This window comes from Paracoccus sp. SJTW-4, assembly GCF_047716885.1.
GTDB lineage: Bacteria > Pseudomonadota > Alphaproteobacteria > Rhodobacterales > Rhodobacteraceae > Paracoccus > Paracoccus solventivorans.
This window is the reverse complement of the sequence record NZ_CP136681.1, coordinates 1,156,633-1,173,486: the sequence shown is the minus strand read 5'-3', so window position 1 is coordinate 1,173,486 and position 16,854 is coordinate 1,156,633. Positions and strand designations below refer to the sequence as shown.

18 protein-coding genes are annotated in these 16,854 nt (G+C 67.1%); 6 read left to right on the top strand and 12 right to left on the bottom strand.

The genetic code is table 11. The features are described 5' to 3' along the window. Nucleotides 1-2: 2 nt before the first annotated feature. The 6 genes from RSP45_RS05735 to RSP45_RS05710 all read right to left on the bottom strand — a co-directional run bounded on the left by RSP45_RS05735 (nucleotide 3) and on the right by RSP45_RS05710 (nucleotide 4,889). Entirely contained in the window at nucleotides 3-704 is a 702-nt protein-coding gene (locus RSP45_RS05735) for a gamma-glutamylcyclotransferase (RefSeq protein ID WP_415393578.1), read from the bottom strand. Next, nucleotides 697-1,500 (bottom strand): hypothetical protein, encoded by an 804-nt coding sequence (locus RSP45_RS05730; RefSeq protein ID WP_415393577.1) that lies wholly within the window; start codon nucleotides 1,498-1,500, stop codon nucleotides 697-699. The genes RSP45_RS05735 and RSP45_RS05730 overlap by 8 nt, the downstream gene beginning before the upstream one ends. Further along, nucleotides 1,493-3,457 carry a DNA topoisomerase IV subunit B gene (gene parE, locus RSP45_RS05725; protein ID WP_415393576.1) on the bottom strand — a complete coding sequence of 655 codons (1,965 nt, stop codon included), beginning with the start codon at nucleotides 3,455-3,457 and terminating at the stop codon, nucleotides 1,493-1,495. The genes RSP45_RS05730 and parE overlap by 8 nt, the downstream gene beginning before the upstream one ends. An 89-nt stretch (nucleotides 3,458-3,546) precedes the next feature. Then, a complete protein-coding gene (locus tag RSP45_RS05720; protein WP_415393575.1) occupies nucleotides 3,547-3,921 on the bottom strand; it encodes a type II toxin-antitoxin system death-on-curing family toxin in 375 nt (124 codons plus the stop codon). Continuing rightward, a complete protein-coding gene (locus tag RSP45_RS05715; protein WP_324327462.1) occupies nucleotides 3,918-4,163 on the bottom strand; it encodes a hypothetical protein in 246 nt (81 codons plus the stop codon). The genes RSP45_RS05720 and RSP45_RS05715 overlap by 4 nt, the downstream gene beginning before the upstream one ends. A gap of 66 nt (nucleotides 4,164-4,229) precedes the next feature. Continuing rightward, complete coding sequence (locus RSP45_RS05710) at nucleotides 4,230-4,889, bottom strand: glutathione S-transferase family protein (RefSeq protein ID WP_415393574.1); 660 nt, start codon at nucleotides 4,887-4,889, stop codon at nucleotides 4,230-4,232. Between the two features lie 174 nt (nucleotides 4,890-5,063). Between RSP45_RS05710 and rnd the strand changes: the two genes are divergently transcribed. After that, nucleotides 5,064-6,245 (top strand): ribonuclease D, encoded by a 1,182-nt coding sequence (gene rnd, locus RSP45_RS05705; protein ID WP_415393573.1) that lies wholly within the window; start codon nucleotides 5,064-5,066, stop codon nucleotides 6,243-6,245. 6 nt (nucleotides 6,246-6,251) lie between these two features. Here rnd and RSP45_RS05700 read toward each other — a convergent pair whose 3' ends face one another. After that, the gene (locus RSP45_RS05700; protein ID WP_415393572.1) at nucleotides 6,252-6,968 is read right to left on the bottom strand and encodes an SAM-dependent methyltransferase; all 717 of its coding nucleotides are present in this window, start codon (nucleotides 6,966-6,968) and stop codon (nucleotides 6,252-6,254) included. Between the two features lie 272 nt (nucleotides 6,969-7,240). Between RSP45_RS05700 and RSP45_RS05695 the strand changes: the two genes are divergently transcribed. Beyond that, nucleotides 7,241-7,801: a DNA-3-methyladenine glycosylase gene (locus tag RSP45_RS05695; RefSeq protein WP_415393571.1), complete on the top strand. Its 561-nt coding sequence runs from the start codon at nucleotides 7,241-7,243 to the stop codon at nucleotides 7,799-7,801. 35 nt (nucleotides 7,802-7,836) lie between these two features. Here the strand turns inward: RSP45_RS05695 and RSP45_RS05690 are convergent, their stop codons facing one another. The 4 genes from RSP45_RS05690 to RSP45_RS05675 form a co-directional block, all read right to left on the bottom strand. Further along, nucleotides 7,837-8,736, bottom strand: coding sequence for a LysR family transcriptional regulator (locus RSP45_RS05690; RefSeq protein WP_415393570.1), 900 nt, complete (start codon nucleotides 8,734-8,736; stop codon nucleotides 7,837-7,839). A gap of 96 nt (nucleotides 8,737-8,832) precedes the next feature. Beyond that, nucleotides 8,833-9,213 (bottom strand): DoxX family protein, encoded by a 381-nt coding sequence (locus RSP45_RS05685; RefSeq protein WP_415393569.1) that lies wholly within the window; start codon nucleotides 9,211-9,213, stop codon nucleotides 8,833-8,835. Nucleotides 9,214-9,251: 38 nt separating this feature from the next. Beyond that, nucleotides 9,252-9,860 carry an alpha/beta hydrolase gene (locus RSP45_RS05680; RefSeq protein ID WP_415393568.1) on the bottom strand — a complete coding sequence of 203 codons (609 nt, stop codon included), beginning with the start codon at nucleotides 9,858-9,860 and terminating at the stop codon, nucleotides 9,252-9,254. A gap of 33 nt (nucleotides 9,861-9,893) precedes the next feature. Then, nucleotides 9,894-10,820: a VOC family protein gene (locus RSP45_RS05675; RefSeq protein ID WP_415393567.1), complete on the bottom strand. Its 927-nt coding sequence runs from the start codon at nucleotides 10,818-10,820 to the stop codon at nucleotides 9,894-9,896. 347 nt (nucleotides 10,821-11,167) lie between these two features. Here RSP45_RS05675 and RSP45_RS05670 point away from each other — a divergent pair, with 347 nt between their 5' ends. From RSP45_RS05670 to RSP45_RS05660, 3 genes are all read left to right on the top strand, one after another. Beyond that, nucleotides 11,168-12,826, top strand: a complete 1,659-nt coding sequence (locus tag RSP45_RS05670) for a BCCT family transporter (RefSeq protein ID WP_415393566.1) — start codon at nucleotides 11,168-11,170, stop codon at nucleotides 12,824-12,826. A 95-nt stretch (nucleotides 12,827-12,921) separates the two neighbouring features. Continuing rightward, the gene (locus tag RSP45_RS05665) at nucleotides 12,922-13,707 is read left to right on the top strand and encodes an enoyl-CoA hydratase-related protein (protein WP_415393565.1); all 786 of its coding nucleotides are present in this window, start codon (nucleotides 12,922-12,924) and stop codon (nucleotides 13,705-13,707) included. A gap of 1 nt (nucleotide 13,708) precedes the next feature. Further along, on the top strand, nucleotides 13,709-14,503 hold the full coding sequence (locus tag RSP45_RS05660; protein ID WP_415393564.1) for an SDR family oxidoreductase: 795 nt from the start codon (nucleotides 13,709-13,711) through the stop codon (nucleotides 14,501-14,503). A 55-nt stretch (nucleotides 14,504-14,558) separates the two neighbouring features. Here the strand turns inward: RSP45_RS05660 and RSP45_RS05655 are convergent, their stop codons facing one another. Beyond that, nucleotides 14,559-15,503 carry a GlxA family transcriptional regulator gene (locus tag RSP45_RS05655; RefSeq protein ID WP_415393563.1) on the bottom strand — a complete coding sequence of 315 codons (945 nt, stop codon included), beginning with the start codon at nucleotides 15,501-15,503 and terminating at the stop codon, nucleotides 14,559-14,561. Nucleotides 15,504-15,671: 168 nt separating this feature from the next. Here RSP45_RS05655 and RSP45_RS05650 point away from each other — a divergent pair, with 168 nt between their 5' ends. Continuing rightward, nucleotides 15,672-16,841 carry an acyl-CoA dehydrogenase family protein gene (locus RSP45_RS05650; protein ID WP_415393562.1) on the top strand — a complete coding sequence of 390 codons (1,170 nt, stop codon included), beginning with the start codon at nucleotides 15,672-15,674 and terminating at the stop codon, nucleotides 16,839-16,841. Nucleotides 16,842-16,854: the final 13 nt, after the last annotated feature.

Genomic DNA, 16,854 nt, shown 5'->3' with positions numbered 1-16,854 from the left:
GTTTAGGCTTGTGGCCCGAGGGCGTCGATTTCCTCGGCCACCAGTTGTTGCAGTCGCCAGATATAGGGGTCGTGGATGCCGTGTTCGGCCAGCCCGTGCACGGTGCGCAGCAGATATTCGGCGCCCGTCCCGGCGGCCCCGGCGGCGCGTGCCAGCCTCCGGGCCTGTTCCTCGACCGACAGCATCGCAAGTTGCGTGCCGACCGGGCCTGCGTAAAAGGTCAGCGCCTGCCCGCGGCCGGCCTCGGTTTCCACGTCGATCCAGGCGGCGTTGGCGGCCAGCTCATGCGCCACCAGCTCGCGCCGCAGGATCGCGCGCAGGGATTGCTGCTCGGACCCTTCGGCGATGTCCAGCAGCACCCCTTCGCATTGCCCGCCCGAATCCAGCGCCAGCATCAGCCCCGGCCGGTCCGGCGAGCCGCGGAAATGATCGAGCGAGATCGAAAAGCTGCGATGCCACCCCAGCGCCGTCGCTCGCCGCCGCGCCTGCACGTCAAAGCCGGGGTTCCAGATCAGCGAGCCATAGGCAAACACCGGAATCGGCCGCGGCCGGTCGCGGGTCAGCCGGTCCGCTAGCAGATCAAGGTCGTGATCCTCAAGCATCCGCCAGCCCGGCGTATGCAACGGCCCATCCCCCGGCGCGACCCGGGCGACATGGGCGGCGGTCAGGGCGATCGAGGGCTTGCGGGGCGGGGCGTCATGCAAGGGTTTTTTCCAGGAAGTCGACGAAGCGGAACTTGCGGGCGATCTCGTGATCGAAGGCGTCGAACACCGCATCCAGCCGTGCCGCGTCGTAATCTTCGCCGAGCGGGATTGCGTGGCGTCCCATCTTGATGGGCTCGGCCAGAGCTTCGGAGACCACGGGCTTGCCGGCAAGATAGGCTTTCAGCAGCCGCGGCGCCTCGGTCACCACGCTGTCGATGTAATGGATGTTCAGAACCGCTTCCGAATCTTGGAGTATGCGATGCAGATCCATTCCCCAAGTGTTGGGGGCGATTATAGTGACGTCGTTTAGGGAGCTGAGTATTTGCTTCCGGCGCTCATTTATTGCGCCGATAAAAGCTACGCCGCTCCCTTGCTTTGATCGTCTCACGGGTGATGCAGGAAATATATAAGGACCAAAAAACAGCTTCTTATGTTTTCCTGGCCAGAAAAATTTATATGCACAAGGATTGTTGAGTGAGATATCCAATATGTAGTCGAAGCGCCACAGAAATTTTTTCTTCTTCCAGTCGCTCACAGTCAGGAACATTTCTTGCCCGTTGGCATCAAGGTAATGCTCTGTTTGAATTCCGATGAGAGGGCCTTTGATGCTCCTTGGGCGGAAGTTGTGTATTCCCACAGCCACCGTCCCGCGCAACGAGATGTCGGGTGGAAGCCCTCGAGCCAAGTCGCACGCAAGGTCGACAAGGAGCGGATGACGGGCCATAAATGTAATTCCACCCCGTTCAATGATGAAATAGTCATCAATTTGAACGGCAACTGGCTCATCGCTAAACATCCAGATCCTCGGCGAACTGGGCGTTTTCCTGGATGTACTGGAAGCGCAGCTCGGGTTTCTTGCCCATCAGCCGCTCGACCAGATCGGCGGTCTCGCCGCCCTCGTCGTCGTCGATGCTGACGCGGATCAGCTTGCGGCTGGCCGGGTTCATCGTGGTTTCCTTCAGGTCCTTGGCGTCCATCTCGCCCAGACCCTTGAAGCGCTGCACGTCGATCTTGCCCTTGCCGCCAAGGCCCTTGGCCAGCCACGCTTCTTTCTCGGCGTCGTCGGCGACATAGACCCGGCGCGCGCCTTGGGTCAGGCGGTAAAGCGGCGGACAGGCCAGATACAGGTGCCCCTTGTCGATCAGCGGCCGCATCTGGGTAAAGAAGAAGGTCATCAGCAGGCTGGCGATATGGGCGCCGTCGACGTCGGCGTCGGTCATGATGATGATCTTGTCATACCGCAGGTCATCGACGTTGAAGCGCGAGCCCATGCCCACCCCCAGCGCCTGACACAGATCGGCGATTTCCTGGTTCTGCCCCATCTTGGAGGACGAGGCGCCCAGCACGTTCAGGATCTTGCCGCGGATCGGCATGATCGCCTGGGTGGTGCGCTCACGCGCCGATTTGGCGGAACCGCCGGCGCTGTCGCCTTCGACGATGAACAGCTCGGTGCCCTTGCGGGTGTTGCCCGAACAATCCACCAGCTTGCCCGGCAGCCGCAGCTTGCGGGTGGCGGATTTGCGGGCGGTTTCCTTTTCCTGGCGGCGGCGCAGGCGTTCCTCGGCCCGTAGCACCAGGAAATCGAGGATCGCGCCCGCGGATTTGGTGTCGGCGGCCAGCCAGTTGTCGAAATGGTCGCGCACCGCGCCCTCGACCAGCCGCGCGGCCTCGGCGGTGGCCAGGCGGTCCTTGGTCTGGCCGACGAATTCGGGTTCCGAGATGAAGCACGACACCAGTGCGCAGCCGCCGGTCAGCAGGTCGTCGCGGGTGATGTTTTCGGCCTTGCGGTTCTTGGTCAGCTCGCCGTAAGCGCGGATGCCCTTGAGGATGGCGGTCCAGAACCCGGCCTCGTGGGTGCCGCCCTCGGGGGTGGGCACGGTGTTGCAATAGGACTGGATGAAGCCGTCGCGCGAGGGCGTCCAGTTGATCGCCCATTCGACCTTGCCGGGAACATTGAACCGCTCGCGGAACTCGACGGCGCCGGCAAAGGGGCGCTCGGCATAGGTGGTGGCGCTGCCCAGCTGTTCGGACAGGTAATCGGCCAGCCCGCCGGGGAAATGGAAAGTCGCTTCCAGCGGGGTCTCGCCGTCGTCGATCTCGGTCTTCCAGCGGATCTCGACGCCGGAATGCAGATAGGCCTTGGACTTGACCATCCGCATCATCCGCGCGGGCTTCAGCCGGTGGTGGCCGAAGATCTGCTCGTCGGGATGAAAGATCACGGTGGTGCCGCGGCGGTTCGGGGCGGGGCCGATCTTTTCCACCGGCCCCTGCGGGATGCCGCGGCTGAAGCCTTGCCGCCACAGCTCGCGGTTGCGGGCAACCTCGACCACCATGCGGTCCGACAGCGCGTTCACCACCGAGGCGCCGACCCCGTGCAGCCCGCCCGAGGTCTGGTACGCGCCTTCGGAGAACTTGCCGCCGGCGTGCAGCGTGCACAGGATCACCTCGAGCGCCGATTTGCCGGGGAACTTCGGGTGCGGGTCGATCGGGATGCCGCGGCCGTTATCGCGCACGGTGACGCTGCCGTTGCCGTGCAGCTCGACCTCGATGCGGCTGGCGTGGCCGGCGACGGCCTCGTCCATGGCGTTGTCGAGGATTTCCGCGACCAGATGGTGCAGCGCGCGTTCGTCCGTGCCGCCGATATACATGCCGGGGCGCTTGCGGACGGGCTCGAGCCCCTCGAGCACCTCGATCGAGGCGGCGGAATAGCTGTCGGAGGCGGCTTGCGCACCCGAAAGAAGGTCGTCGGACATCGGATCTGCCTGCTCGTGATTATGGGGCGTCATGCCACGACGGGGCAGGGCGGGGCAACCCGCCGCTGCCGGGGGCGCGGGACGTGGCGTCAAGCCCGGTCGCGCAGCCAGTCCGCCAGATGGCCGTCGTCAATGAGGCCCTGGGCGAGGGCGATGATCTGCTGGCCGATATCTTCGTGGTTCCAGACCATCTCGATCCCGTTCAGCGCCAGGCAGACATCCATCGCCTGGTGAGCGGTCCGCTTGTTGGCATCGTTGAAGCAATGCCCGCGCGCGATCGCCATGGCGTAAAGCGCCGCCAGGTCGAACACATCCCCGACCAGCCCATACAGAATGCGGTTGTCCACCCGCGCCAGCGCGCTCTCCAGCGACTTGCCCATGGCGCGGCCCTGCAATTCGCCGGGATTGAGCACCGCATCATGAATCGCCTCGACGGTTTCGACCGTCAGAAATACGAAGCTCATTTGTCTTTCAGGTAATCCAGGACCGGTTGGTTGATGGCGCGACGCCGCTCCATGACGGCGCGCACCTCATCCAGGGTGGCGTAACGCGGTTCAGGTTCGGTGGCGGCCTCGGGCACCAGATACCCCACCACCGCCGAATTGCGCAGGATCGCCACCGGCTTGCCGCCCGAGCGTTCCAGCACCTTGTGCGGCTCGCGCAGCTCGGTGATCGTGGCGATGTGGTTGGTCAGAAGGCGGGTCATGGCGAGCACTCCGGCAGGGTTGTGTCCTTTATATTGCATATTGCAGTGGGTATTTCAATGGCGGGCTCAGGGGGCCTCGGCCTCGCGCGCGGCCCACATCTGCCGAAAGCCGTCGCGGGTCTGGCAGGCGGACAGCCACGCCTGCACCGCCGGGAACTGCTGCATCAGCGCGCCGTAGCCCTGCGCATAGCGCAGGATTTCCGCGACGTTCAGATCGGCGACGGTGAAGCGGTCGCCGACCAGATGGCTATGGCGGGACAGGCGATCCTCCAGCACCTTCATCGGGCGGACCAGCCGCTCGGCGGCGTCGGCGACAAGGGTGGCGTCCTCGGCCGGCTGGGACTGGCCGGGGCGGTGCAGCATCTGGATGGTCAGCGACTCGGGCTCGATCGCGGTGGCGGCGTAAAGCGACCATTGCAGCATCAGCGCATCCTCGGCGGCATCAACCGGCGCCAGCGGCCCGCCGTGCTTGCGCGCCAGATACAGCGTGCAGGCCAGCGATTCCGACAGCACCAGCCCGTCATCCTCGATCACCGGGATGGTGCCGGCGGGCGACAGCGCCAGGAACGCGGGCGAGCGGGTGTTCACGGCCGCACCCGGCGCCTGCGGGCTGCCCAGCCGATAGGCCTGGATCACCGGCACCTGCCGGAAGGGCAGGCCGAGTTCGTGGCAAAGCCAGACGACGCGCGAGGCGCGCGAGCGGGTGACGCCGTGGATGGTCAGCATGGAGGGCCTCGTCTGCGATGGGCCTTCATGCAACGCCGCGCGGCTGCCGCCGTCAACCGTCCTTCAGGGCCCTTGCGCAAGCTGTCGGAAACACCTGCTGGAATCCGGCGCCGGATCGGCATAGAGCACGGCGCATGTCCACTGGCGGATGCCCCGCCCATCCCGAGGAAAACGATGGCCGCAGAACCGCGCATCATCACCACGACCGACGAACTTGCTGCGTTCTGCGAACTCGCCAAGGCGCAACCCTATGTCACGCTGGATACCGAGTTCCTGCGTGAACGGACCTATTATTCCCGGCTGTGCCTGGTCCAGATGGCGCTGCCGCCGGCCTCGGGGCCCAAGGCGGCAGGGGGGCCGGCGGTGCTGGTCGACCCCATGGCCGAGGGGCTGTCGCTCGAGCCGCTTTACGACCTGTTCCGACACACCGCCACGGTCAAGGTCTTCCACGCTGCGCGGCAGGATCTGGAAATCTTCTTCCACGATGCCGGGGTGTTTCCCGACCCGCTGTTCGACACCCAGGTCGCGGCGATGGTCTGCGGCTTTGGCGAGCAGGCGGGATATGAAACGCTGGTCAAGCGCATCGTCCGGCAGCCGCTGGACAAATCCTCGCGCTTCACCGACTGGTCGCGCCGGCCGCTGACGCAGGCGCAGGCGGAATATGCGCTGGCCGATGTGACCCATCTGCGGGCGATCTATGAGTATCTGTCGGCCCAGCTGAAAAAGACCGGCCGCGACTCCTGGGTGGCGGAAGAGGCCGCGGCGCTGGTCGATCCCGAAACCTACATCACCCGCCCGGACGAGGCCTGGGCGCGGGTGCGCACGCGCTCGGGCTCGCCGCGGTTCCTGGCGGTGGTGCGGGAACTGGCGCGGTTCCGCGAAACCTACGCCCAGACCCGGGACGTGCCGCGCTCGCGCGTGTTCAAGGACGATGCGCTGATCGAGCTGGCCTCGGCCAAGCCGCTGACGGACGAGGATCTGGGCAAGTCGCGGCTGCTGCTGCGCGAGGCGCGGCGGGGCGAGATCGCGCAGGGGATCCTGGCCGCGATCAAGGCCGGGGTCGAGACCAGCGACCTGCCCAAGCCCGTTCCCGACCAGCCCGGCCTGCCCGGCAATGCGGCGCTGTCGCAGCTGCTGCGGGTGTTGTTGCAGGCCAAGGCCGATGCGGCCGGGGTGGCGCCCAAGCTGATCGCCTCGGCTTCCGATCTGGACGCGATCGCGTCCGGGGTGCGCGACGTGCCGGCGCTGTCGGGCTGGCGCGCCGAGGTCTTCGGCAACGAGGCGCTGTTGCTGACCCAAGGGCGGATTGCCCTGTCGGCGCGCGGCGGCGCGGTGCTGGTGGTGCCGGTGGGCTGAGCCGGCTCAGCTTCGGTCGTCGAGCCCGATGTAGATCAGGCAATAGGGAAAGGCGATCTCGCGGTCCGCGAGCCGGTCCAGATCGCCCACGCTGCACCGGATCACCTCGCAGTCGGGATAGCCCGCGTTCAGCACCAGCGCCATCGCCGTGTCGGCGGGGTAAAGCTCGCGCGCCTTGGCGATCAGCCGCGGCAGGTCGAGGCCCATGCAGAACAGCACCCAGCTGTCGGGCAGGCAGTCGCGGCCGGCCTCCATGAAGGCGGCAAGCCCGCTCAGCTGCAGGCGCTGGTTCTGGTCGTGCAGCAGCGACTGCGCCAGCGCCGCATTGCCGGCGTTGAAGCTGGACACGCCGGGGACCAGTTCCGGCTGCAGGTGGCGGAACGCGGACAGATAGCCGCGATAGGGGCTGAACAGCGCCGCATCGCCGGATTCGAGCAGGACGATGGTCTGCCCCGCCGCATGGGCGGCCTCGATCCGCTGGCGGATCGCATCCTGCTGCCTGGCCGCCTCATCAGGGTCGAGACGGCGCAGGGCGAGATCGTCGAACAGCCCATGGCCGCCGTCGATCACCTGCTTGCCGGCCAGCTCGTCGGCAAAGCGCTTGCGCTGGCTGTCCGAGGCGATGACCAGATCCGCCTGTTGCAGGATCCGGTAGCCCCGCAGCGTGATGTTGTCATGCGCCCCCGCGCCGGCGTTGATGATGAAAAACCGCGATGTCTTCATATCTGTCCGCTTCGCCGTGGGATCGTTCCGTGGATTGCGCGCAGTCTGGCAGGGAAGCGGCGGCAGGCGCAAGCCGGGGGGCCTGCGTCGGATAGGCTGTTGGCAGCGGTGCTGATCGCGTCGCGTGCAGCTTTGGGCGGGGTAAGCCGGAGGTGAACGAGTTGGTCGAGGCGATGACGACTTTCGAGCTGCCGGTGCAACGAGGATCACCACATTCTTCCCTTCCGGCTGTGCCTCTTGAAGGAAGCCCCGATTTCGGACAGTTTGCGGCCGTGCCCGACAGTTCCTTCCCACAGCAGATTGCCGGTCTGGACGCGGTTGCGCTGGCGCGGCGGCTGATCGGGGCCCGGCTTGTCGTCCGCGGCGCCGGCGGCATCGTCATCGAGACCGAGGCTTACGGCCGCGACGATCCGGCCTCGCATAGTTTTCGCGGGCCGACGCCGCGGAATGCGTCGATGTTCGGACCGGCGGGCCATGTCTATGTGTATCGGTCCTACGGGATCCATCTTTGCCTCAACGTGGTGGCGCAGGCGGGCGAGGCGGTGCTGATCCGGGCGCTGGCCCCGGGCACCGGCATCGAGCTCATGCAGGCGCGGCGGGGCCGTGGGCCGTTGTGCAGCGGGCCCGGGCGGCTGGCGCAGGCGCTGGGGCTGGACATGGATGACGATGGCGCGCCCTTCGACGGCGGGGATTTCTCGATCACCCTGCCGGTGGCGTCCCCCAAGCTGCTGGTCGGACCTCGTATCGGCATCAGCAGGGCGCAGGACCTGCCCTGGCGCTTCGGCCTGGCCGGCGCCCAGGGGCTGAGCCGGCCATTCCCGCGCTTGGGCTGAAGGTCACGCCGGAAACCGGTGCCGCGGGGCTGGCGCTACAGCGGCCGGGTTTCCTTCACATAGGTCTCGAAGAAATCGGAAAAGGTAGCGACGCGCAGCGGCAGCCGCTCGTAGGGCGGATAGAACAGCGTCAGCCAGATCGAGGGCGCCGACCAGTCGGGCAGCAGCTGCACCAGCTCGCCCGCGGCCAGCGCCTCCTCGACCATGAAGCGCGGCAGCAGCGCGATGCCCTCGCCCTGCAAGACCAGCCGGGCCAGCAGGTCGCCGTTGTCGGTGCTGAACCGGCCCCGCGCCTTGTGCGCGCGGCGGGCGGGGCCGCGCGACAGCTCCCACACCTCGGTCCGCGCCTCGGGGCCGTAGCTCAGGCAGCTGAAGCGCGACAGATCCTCGGGGGTTTGCGGGGTGCCGTTGCGGGCCAGATAGCCCGGGGCGGCGACCAGCAGCCGCGGCACCGGGCAGACCTTGCGCCAGATGGTCGACTTGTCGCCCGGCGGCCCCGAGATGCGGATCGCCAGGTCGTAGTCCCCCTCCACGATGTCGACGAAGCCGTCCGACAGCGACAGCGCCACATGGGTGTCAGGGTAAAGTGCGGCGAATTGCGACAGCACCGCCGGCAGCACCTTGAGCCCCAGCGAGATCGGGGCGCTGACCCGGATCCGCCCCGAGGCGATGCCCTGCGCCTCGCGCGTGTCCTCGGCCGCCTCGGCCAGCCCCTGCGCCAGCGGCGCCACCCGCGCGGCATAGACCGCGCCCGCCGCGGTCAGCGCCACCTGCCGCGTGGTGCGCACCAGCAGCTGCACCCCCAGCCGCTGTTCCAGCGCCGCGATGGTGCGGGTGACCGAGGCCGGGGTCAGCCCCAGCTGGCGCCCGGCCCCGGCAAAGCTTTCCTGTTCCGCGACGGCCAGGAACACCCGGATGGATTCGAGTTCGCCCATGGCCCGACCGTTACGGCACGCGCAACAGTCTGCGCAAGCTTGCAGCGGTGGCTGGGTGTCATCGGCGGCCCCGGGGTGGGGCCGCCGCCTGCCGGATCAGGCGCGCTTGGCGTCCAGCGCCACCGGGCCCGCGCCGGCCGCCGCCAGATACAGGAAGACGAAGCAGAACAGGATCGCCGCCACCCCGCCGTTCTGCGCCGGATAGAAACCCTGCGGCGCATGGGCGAGGAAATACGCGAACGCCATCAGCCCCGACAGCACAAAGGCCGACAGCCGGGTCCACAGCCCGATCATCACCAGAAAGCCCAGGGTCAGTTCCAGCACGCCGGCGACCCAGGACAGCGAGCCTGCGGGCGGCATGGCGCCCGACGCCGGAAAGCCCAGGATCTTCTGGGTGCCGTAGCTGAAGATCACCAGCCCGGCGACGGCGCGCAGCAGGCTGTGCAGATAGGGTTGGTAGGGTTTGAGCATGGTCATCGGCTCATCCTTCGGTTTGTCGATGTCTGGTGAAAAAATCAGGCGCGGCGCAGGAAATCCGCGATCCGGCCCAGCTCGGCGGGCGCGATCTCGTGGCCGCCGTCGTGCAGGGCCAACTCGGTCCTTGCACCCTGCGCGGCCAGCCAGTCGGCCAGCGCCTGCGTCCGGGGCAGGGGGCAGATCGGGTCGCGCCGCCCGGCGGTCAGCAGCAGCCGGCTGCCCCTTAGCCCCGGCTGGTCGGCCGGGGTCCAGGGGATCAGCGGGTGCATCAGCACCACCCGGTCGAACAGCTCGGGCGCGCCGAACAGGACCGAGGCGAGGATGTTGGCGCCGTTGGAATACCCCAGCGCAAGGACCGCCCGGCCGGGGTTCGCGTCCCGATGCGCGCGCAGGAACGCGGTCATCCGCTGCGTGCGGGCGGCGAGGTCCGGCATGTCGTAGACCCCTTCGGCGGTGCGGCGGAAAAACCGGCTGGCGCCGTGTTCCGACACATCACCGCGGGGGGCGACGATCGCGGCCTCGGGCAGGATCTGCCCGATCAGCGCGGTGAACTGGTGTTCGTCCCCGCCGGTGCCGTGGAAGGCAAAGACCAGCGGCGCCCCCGGGCCGCCGGGCCGGGCGAAATGATGGTAAAGCTGGGTAGCCATGTCAGTCCCTGGTCTCTTCAGTCCCTGGTCTCGTCAGTCCCTGATCTCGGGCAGGAAGCGTTCCAGCTGGCTGCGCAGATGCGCGTGCTGCGCGGGCAGTTTCAGCGCCTCGCCCAGATGGGCGGTATCCTCGTCCCGGTCGAAGCCGGGTTCGTTGGTGGCGATCTCGAACAGCACCCCGCCGGGGGTGCGGAAATAGATCGCCCAGAAATAATCGCGGTCGATCACCGGGGTGACGTGGTAGCCGGTGTCCATCAGCGCCTTGCGCACCCGCAGCTGCGCGGCGCGGTCCTCGACCGCAAAGGCGACGTGGTGGACCGAGCCCGCGCCCTGCCGGGCCGGTTCGGCGACCGCCAGCGTCTCGATGTCGATGTAATCGGCGCCGTTGCCGTCGATGGCAAAGCGGGTGGTGGCGCCCTGTCTGCCGGCCTCGTGGTAGCCCATGAACTTCAGCAGCTCGGCCGTGGCGCCGGCGTCGCGCAGCCGCATGGTGACGCCGCGGAACCCGTGCACCCCCTCGCTGGCCGGAACCGGGCCGGCATAGGGCTGGCGGGGGTCACCCTCGACCTCGACCAGCGCGAAGCCGTCGCCGTCCGGGCCGCGAAACCCCAGCCGGGTTTCGCCGAAACTGTCGTATTCGCGCAGCCCGCCGACGCCCTGCGCCGCCAGCCGCTGCTTCCAGTAGCCCAGAGAGCCTGAGGGGACCGAGAACAGCGTCTCGGACACCTCGCCGGTGCCGGGACGGCCGCGGGCGATATGCGGAAACGGGAAATAGGTCATCACCGTGCCGGGGGTGCCGGTCTCGTCGCCGTAATACAGGTGATAGACGTCCGGCGCGTCGAAGTTCACCGTCTTCTTGACCCGCCGCAGCCCGAGGGTGCGGGTGAAGAAGTCGTTGTTTTCCTGCGCATCCGCCGCCATCGAGGTGACGTGATGCAGGCCCTTGATCTCGGTCAGCATGATGCGTCCGCCTTTGCCTGATTTCGTTGCAAGTGAGATAGAGGCGGGGCGAGGCCGGGAGAATATCCATAATCCGGCATTGATTGTTGCGATAATCGCAACAATTGGCTGGGGGGTGGGGACAGGGGCGCGGAATACCGCGCAAAGAAGGGGGAATGTGACGCTTCGTCGCGATGGCGAATATTCCCGTCGCACTCAGTCACATTTCCGGCGCGGTGGTCCCACAGAATGAGCCAGACCAAATGGCAACCGGGGTGGGGAGACCTCGTGCGGCTCCGCGGAGGAATCCGGTTGTGTGATCAGGGGGAGAATCGATGGTCAAACCTGCATTCCTGTCTTTCGAAAAGGTGGATCGAACGATCTTCCTGGGCGGCATCCTGACGGTCGTGCTCGTCAGCCTGCCGCTGGCGCTGTTTTCCGAGGCCGCGAGCGCCGTCCTCGGCAAGCTGTTGGCCGCGATCACCGCCAATTTCAGCTGGCTCTACCTGCTGACCGGGGCCGGGGCGTTCTTCTTTATGGTGTGCCTGGCGTTCAGCCGCTATGGCAACATCCGGCTGGGCCGTGCCGAGGATGAGCCCGAGTTCAGCAAGTTCAACTGGATCGCGATGCTGTTTTGCGCGGGCATCGGCATCTCGATCGTGAACTGGGCCTTTGTCGAGCCGCTGTATTTCCTGAACTCTCCGCCGCTGGGCCATGTGGCCAACAGCGCCGACGGCGCGGAATGGGCGGCGATGTATCCGATGTTCCACTGGGGCTTCGTGCCGTGGGCGCTGTATCTGATGCCCTCGATTCCGATCGCCTATGCGCTGTTCGTCCGCCAGGAAAACGTCGTCCGGCTGAGCCATGCGTGCCGTGGCGTGCTGGGCCGCTCGGTGGACGGCAATCTGGGGCGCTTCATCGACATGATCGTGATCTTTTCGATCATGGGCGGGGTCGGTACCTCGCTGGGCCTGTCGGTGCCGCTGGTGTCCCGGCTGGTCAGCGAGATGACGGGGCTGACGGTCACCTTTGGCCTGCAGATGGGGATTCTGGCGGTCTGGACGCTGCTGTTCGGCTGGAGCGTGTGGCGCGGCCTGGGCAGCGGCATCAAGATTCTCAGCGACATCAACGTCGGGCTGGCGGTGCTGCTGCTGCTGTTCGTGCTGGTGGTGGGACCGACGGTCTATATCCTGAACCTGTGGACGAACAGCTTCGGCCTGTTCATGGACAATTTCTTCCGCATCAACTTCTGGACCGACCCGATCGAAGGCGGCAGCTTCCCGCGTGACTGGACCGTGTTCTACTGGGCCTGGTGGATCGCCTATACTCCGATGATGGGGTTGTTCGTGGCCCGGATCTCGCGTGGGCGCACCATTCGCGAACTGATCCTGAACGGGGTCGGCTGGGGCAGCCTGGGCTGCTGGGCGTTCTTCGCCATCTGGGGCGGCTATGCGCTGCACCTGGAGCTGAACGACATCATCCCCGCGTCCGAGATCCTTGCGGCCGAGGGCACGCCCGCGACCGTGGTGGCGATCCTCAAGACCCTGCCGGGCGGTTGGCTGGTGCTGCCGGTGTTCACCGCGCTGTGCTTCGTGTTCCTGGCGACCACGCTGGACAGCTCGGCCTATATGGTTGCCTCGATCTGCTCCAAGGACCTGTCGGGCTATGAAGAGCCGGTGCGCTGGCTGCGGGTGGTCTGGGCGCTGGCCATCGCCTTTGTCGGGGTCGGGCTTCTGTCCGTGGGCGGGCTCGAGGCAGTGCAGCTGTCGACTATCATCGTGGCGCTGCCGATGATCCCGGTGCTGGTGATCGTGACGCTGTCCTTCTTGCGCTGGGTCAAGCGCGACTTCGGCTCCGAGATTGCCGCGCGCGAGCTGGTGCTGCCGCACCCTCCCGGCCACCAGTCCCGCTTCCGTACCGACGCCGTGCCCGCGGGCGACGCCGCCGCCGCTGCTGCCGCGCCGGCTGCTGCCGCCAGCCCCGCCCGGCCCGTGATGCCGCCGCAGGCCCTGCCGGCCCACGGCTAGGGCCGCCTGCGCCGGTAATCGGGGCACATGCGGCAGCCCGCATGTGCCCACTCCTGTTCCAACCATTCCCTGCCGTTTCGACATAGGTGTCCGCCATGGCCCATCCCGTCACCACCGTCCGCCGCGACGGCATCCATGAAATCACCCTCGATTGTCCCAAGGCCAATGCCATCGACGTCGCCACCAGCCGCGCACTTTATGACGCCTTTGCCGCGTTCGAGGCTGACCCGCAGGCTCGCGTTGCCATCCTGACCGGCGCCGGCGACCGCTTCTTTTCCGCCGGCTGGGACCTGAAGGCGGCCGAGCAGGGCGAGGCCGTCGATGCCGATCACGGTCCCGGCGGCTTTGCCGGGCTGACCGAGTTCCACCAGCGCCGCAAACCGGTCATCGCTGCAGTCAACGGGCTTGCGGTTGGCGGCGGGTTCGAGCTGGCGCTGGCCTGCGACATCATCCTGGCCAGCGACCACGCGCAATTCTTTCTGCCCGAACCGACGCTGGGCATCGTCGCCGATTCCGGCGGGGTGCTGCGCCTGCCGCGGGTGCTGCCCCGGGCGCTGGCCACCCGGATGCTGCTGACCGGCGAGCGGTTGAGCGCTGCGCAGGCGCTGCAGCACGGGTTGCTGTCCGAGGTGACTACACCGGACGCACTGCTGCCCGCCGCCCGCGCGCTGGCTCGGACCATCTGCGCGGCCGCGCCTCTAGCCGTGGCTGCGACGCGGGCGATCCTGGCGGGAACCGCGCATTTGTCGGTCGAAGAGGGCTACCGCGCCATGCGCGCGGGCGCCTTCCCGGCCTATCAGGCGATGCTGGCCTCGCGCGATTCGCTTGAGGGTGCCCGTGCCTTTGCCGAGGGACGCGCGCCGGTGTGGGAGGGACATTGAGATGGCCGAGACGATCTATCGCGACGGGCTTTTCGCCGGGCAGGCGGCGCTGGTCAGCGGCGGCGGCAGCGGCATCGGGCTGGGCATCGCCCGGCTGCTGGGACGGCTGGGCGCGCATGTCACCATCGCGGCCCGCGACGAGGACCGGCTGCGCCACGCCACCGGCGAGTTGCGGGCCGCTGGGATCGATGCCGAGTGGCGGGCCCTGAACATCCGCGACGACCAGGCGGTGGCGGCGCTTTTTGCCGGGCTTGCCGCCGAGGGGCGGCTGCCCGACATCCTGGTCAACAACGCCGGCGGGCAATTCGCTGCCCCTGCGCTGGAGATCTCTGCCAACGGCTTTCGCAGCGTCGTCGATCTGAACCTGAACGGCACGTTCCACATGACCCAGGCGCTTGCCCGCCACGCCATTGCGGCCGGGCGCCCGGCCAGCGTGGTCAATATCGTGCTGTGCCTGGGTTCCGGGCTGCCGGGCATGGCGCACGCGGCCGCGGCCCGCGCCGGGGTGGTCAACCTGACCCGCACCCTCGCCAACGAATGGGGCCGTCACGGCATCCGGGTGAACGCGGTGGCTCCCGGCACCATCGCCACCGACGGCCTGGAGAACTACGACCCCGCGCAGCTGGCGCGGGTGACGGCGCGACTGCCGCTGGCGCGCTTTGGCCGCATCGACGAGGTGGCCGAGGCCGTGGCCTATCTGGCCTCTCCGGCCGCCGGGTTCATCACCGGCACCACGCTGGAAATCGACGGCGGCGAGCACATGATGGGCGCCAGCGACCAGCTGGTCTTCGACTGAATCGCGGGCGCGGCCGCCCTCGTCCGGGCGGCACCGCCGGCCCATTTCCGGCTGCTTATCCGCCGAAGATCTTGCGGTCGCGCTTGGGCGAGCGGCCGAAGCGCGAGCTGTAGGCGCGCGAGAAATGCGCCGCGGCGCTGAAGCCGCATGCCACCGAGATCTGCGTGATCGACATGTCGGTCTGCTGCAACAGCCGCCGTGCATGGGTCAGCCGCAGCTTCATGTAGAAGTTGCTGGGCGTGTCGTTCAGATGCGTGCGGAACAGCCGCTCGAGCTGGCGCCGGGTCACCCCCACCTTGTCCCCAAGTTCTTCGACATCCAGAGGGGTTTCGATATTGCGCTCCATGGTCTGGATCGCCTGCACCAGCTTGGGGTTCGAGATGCCGAGTTGCTCGACCAGCGACATCCGCTGCGAATCGGACCGCACCCGAAGGCTGTTGTGGATGAATTGCTCGGCCACCCGTACCGCCAGGTCGGTGCCGTGGTCCTCGGCGATTAGTGCCAGCATCATGTCGATGGCCGCCGTGCCCCCCGCGCAGGTGAACAGCCGCGGCGACAGCTCGAACAAGTTCAGCGAGATCTCGATCCCGTCATAGGTTTCCAGAAAGGCCGGCACCGCCTCCCAGTGCATGGTGCATTGCTTGCCGGCAAGCAGCCCGGCTTCGGCCAGCACCCAGGCGCCGGTGTCCAGCGCTCCCAGCACCGCCCCCATCCGCGCCTGCTGGCGCAGCCAGCCCAGCAACTCGGGGGTTACGGATTTCAGCGGCTCGAAACTGGCCTGCACGATAAGGGTCTGCACCGATTTCACGTCGCGGATCGCGGCGTCGGCCGCAACGGGCAGCCCGTTGCTGGCCTGCACCGCGGCGCCGTCCACCGACAGGAACACCCATTCGTAAAGCGGCCCGCCAAAGCGGTTGGCGACGCGCATCGGTTCGATCAACGAGGCCAGCGCCATCATCGAGAACGACGGCAGCAGCAGGATGTGAAAGCGACGTGCCACCGTAATTCTCCGCCCCCCGGGCCGCGATAGTGCAAGTTGCCGACGCGCTCAGTCAAGTTGGCCAGAGCGGTTCCGCTAGCTTTGATCCAAGCCGGTCATGCGGCTGACGATCACGGAATGGAACAGCGGCGCAGGCCCCGTCCCGGCGCCACAGCGGAGGAAAAACCCATGGACTTCAGACTCTCGCTCGAACATCTGGCCTTGCAGAAAAAAGCCCGCGATTTCGTCGACCAGGTGCTGGTGCCGGTCGAGATGGAATGCGAGCTGAACGACGGTCTGTCCGCCGAGACGCTGGCCAGGCTGAACCCGCAGGTGCTCGAGTGGGGCTTCAATGCCATCAACCATTCCAAGGAAGACGGCGGCCAGGGCTATGACGTGTTCGAGCAGACCCTGATCAACGAACAGTTCGGGCGGGTGACCGGGGCGATCTGGGACGTGGTGTGGCAGCCGGCCTGGCCGCTGCGCTATGCCACCCCGGCGCAGCGCGAGGAATACCTGCTGCCGACCAACGCGGGCAAGCGCCGCGACGCCTATGCGATCACCGAGGCCGAGGCCGGCAGCGACCCGCGCCAGGTCCAGACCACCGCGGTCAAGGTCCCCGGCGGCTGGAAGATCAATGGCGAGAAGTGGTTCGTGACCGTTGGCGACGTCGCCGATTATTTCCTTGTCCATGCGCATGTCGACGGCGACCCGGACCTGCCGACGGTGTTCTTCGTGGAAAAGAACCTGCCCGGCGTGATTCTGAAGCGCACCCCGCTTTACACCCATCACTTCGCCTTCAAGCACCCGGAATACATCTTCCAGGACGTGATCGTGGGCGAGGACAAGATCCTGGGCGAGATCGGCCAAGGCTACAACATGACCAAGGACTGGTTCGTCGAGGCCAGGTTGGGCATCGCCGCCCGCTGCATCGGCGGCGCGACCCGCGCGCTTGAGGAAGCGAACGACTACGCCGCCAACCGCAAGCAGTTCGGCCAGAGCATCCGCGACTTCCAGGGCATCGAGTTCATGCTGGCCGACATGGCGGTCGAGATCATGGCCGCGAAAAGCATGATGTACCGCTGCGCCTGGGACATGGCCAACAACTATGACCGCAAGCTTGCCCATGCCCGCATCTCGGCCTGCAAGCTCTATTGCTCCGAAATGGTGGGCCGGGTCTGCGACAAGGCGCTGCAGATCCTCGGCGGGCGCGGCTACATGCGCGAGAACGCCGTCGAGCGGCTGTGGCGCGACACCCGTGTCGACCGGATCTGGGAAGGCACCTCGGAAATCCAGCGCGTGATCATCGCCGGGCAGATCAAGAAACGCGGCATCGGCGTCTATACCGACTGGTTCTGAACCCCCAAGGGCG

Coding starts and splice junctions, on each gene's coding strand:
- RSP45_RS05665 (WP_415393565.1), top strand. CDS start 12,922: ATGGCCCATCCCGTCACCACCGTCCGCCGCGACGGCATCCATGAAATC.
- RSP45_RS05685 (WP_415393569.1), bottom strand. CDS start 9,213: ATGACCATGCTCAAACCCTACCAACCCTATCTGCACAGCCTGCTGCGC.
- RSP45_RS05680 (WP_415393568.1), bottom strand. CDS start 9,860: ATGGCTACCCAGCTTTACCATCATTTCGCCCGGCCCGGCGGCCCGGGG.
- rnd (WP_415393573.1), top strand. CDS start 5,064: ATGGCCGCAGAACCGCGCATCATCACCACGACCGACGAACTTGCTGCG.
- RSP45_RS05660 (WP_415393564.1), top strand. CDS start 13,709: ATGGCCGAGACGATCTATCGCGACGGGCTTTTCGCCGGGCAGGCGGCG.
- RSP45_RS05710 (WP_415393574.1), bottom strand. CDS start 4,889: ATGCTGACCATCCACGGCGTCACCCGCTCGCGCGCCTCGCGCGTCGTC.
- RSP45_RS05730 (WP_415393577.1), bottom strand. CDS start 1,500: ATGTTTAGCGATGAGCCAGTTGCCGTTCAAATTGATGACTATTTCATC.
- RSP45_RS05700 (WP_415393572.1), bottom strand. CDS start 6,968: ATGAAGACATCGCGGTTTTTCATCATCAACGCCGGCGCGGGGGCGCAT.
- RSP45_RS05715 (WP_324327462.1), bottom strand. CDS start 4,163: ATGACCCGCCTTCTGACCAACCACATCGCCACGATCACCGAGCTGCGC.
- RSP45_RS05690 (WP_415393570.1), bottom strand. CDS start 8,736: ATGGGCGAACTCGAATCCATCCGGGTGTTCCTGGCCGTCGCGGAACAG.
- RSP45_RS05675 (WP_415393567.1), bottom strand. CDS start 10,820: ATGCTGACCGAGATCAAGGGCCTGCATCACGTCACCTCGATGGCGGCG.
- RSP45_RS05650 (WP_415393562.1), top strand. CDS start 15,672: ATGGACTTCAGACTCTCGCTCGAACATCTGGCCTTGCAGAAAAAAGCC.
- RSP45_RS05720 (WP_415393575.1), bottom strand. CDS start 3,921: ATGAGCTTCGTATTTCTGACGGTCGAAACCGTCGAGGCGATTCATGAT.
- parE (WP_415393576.1), bottom strand. CDS start 3,457: ATGTCCGACGACCTTCTTTCGGGTGCGCAAGCCGCCTCCGACAGCTAT.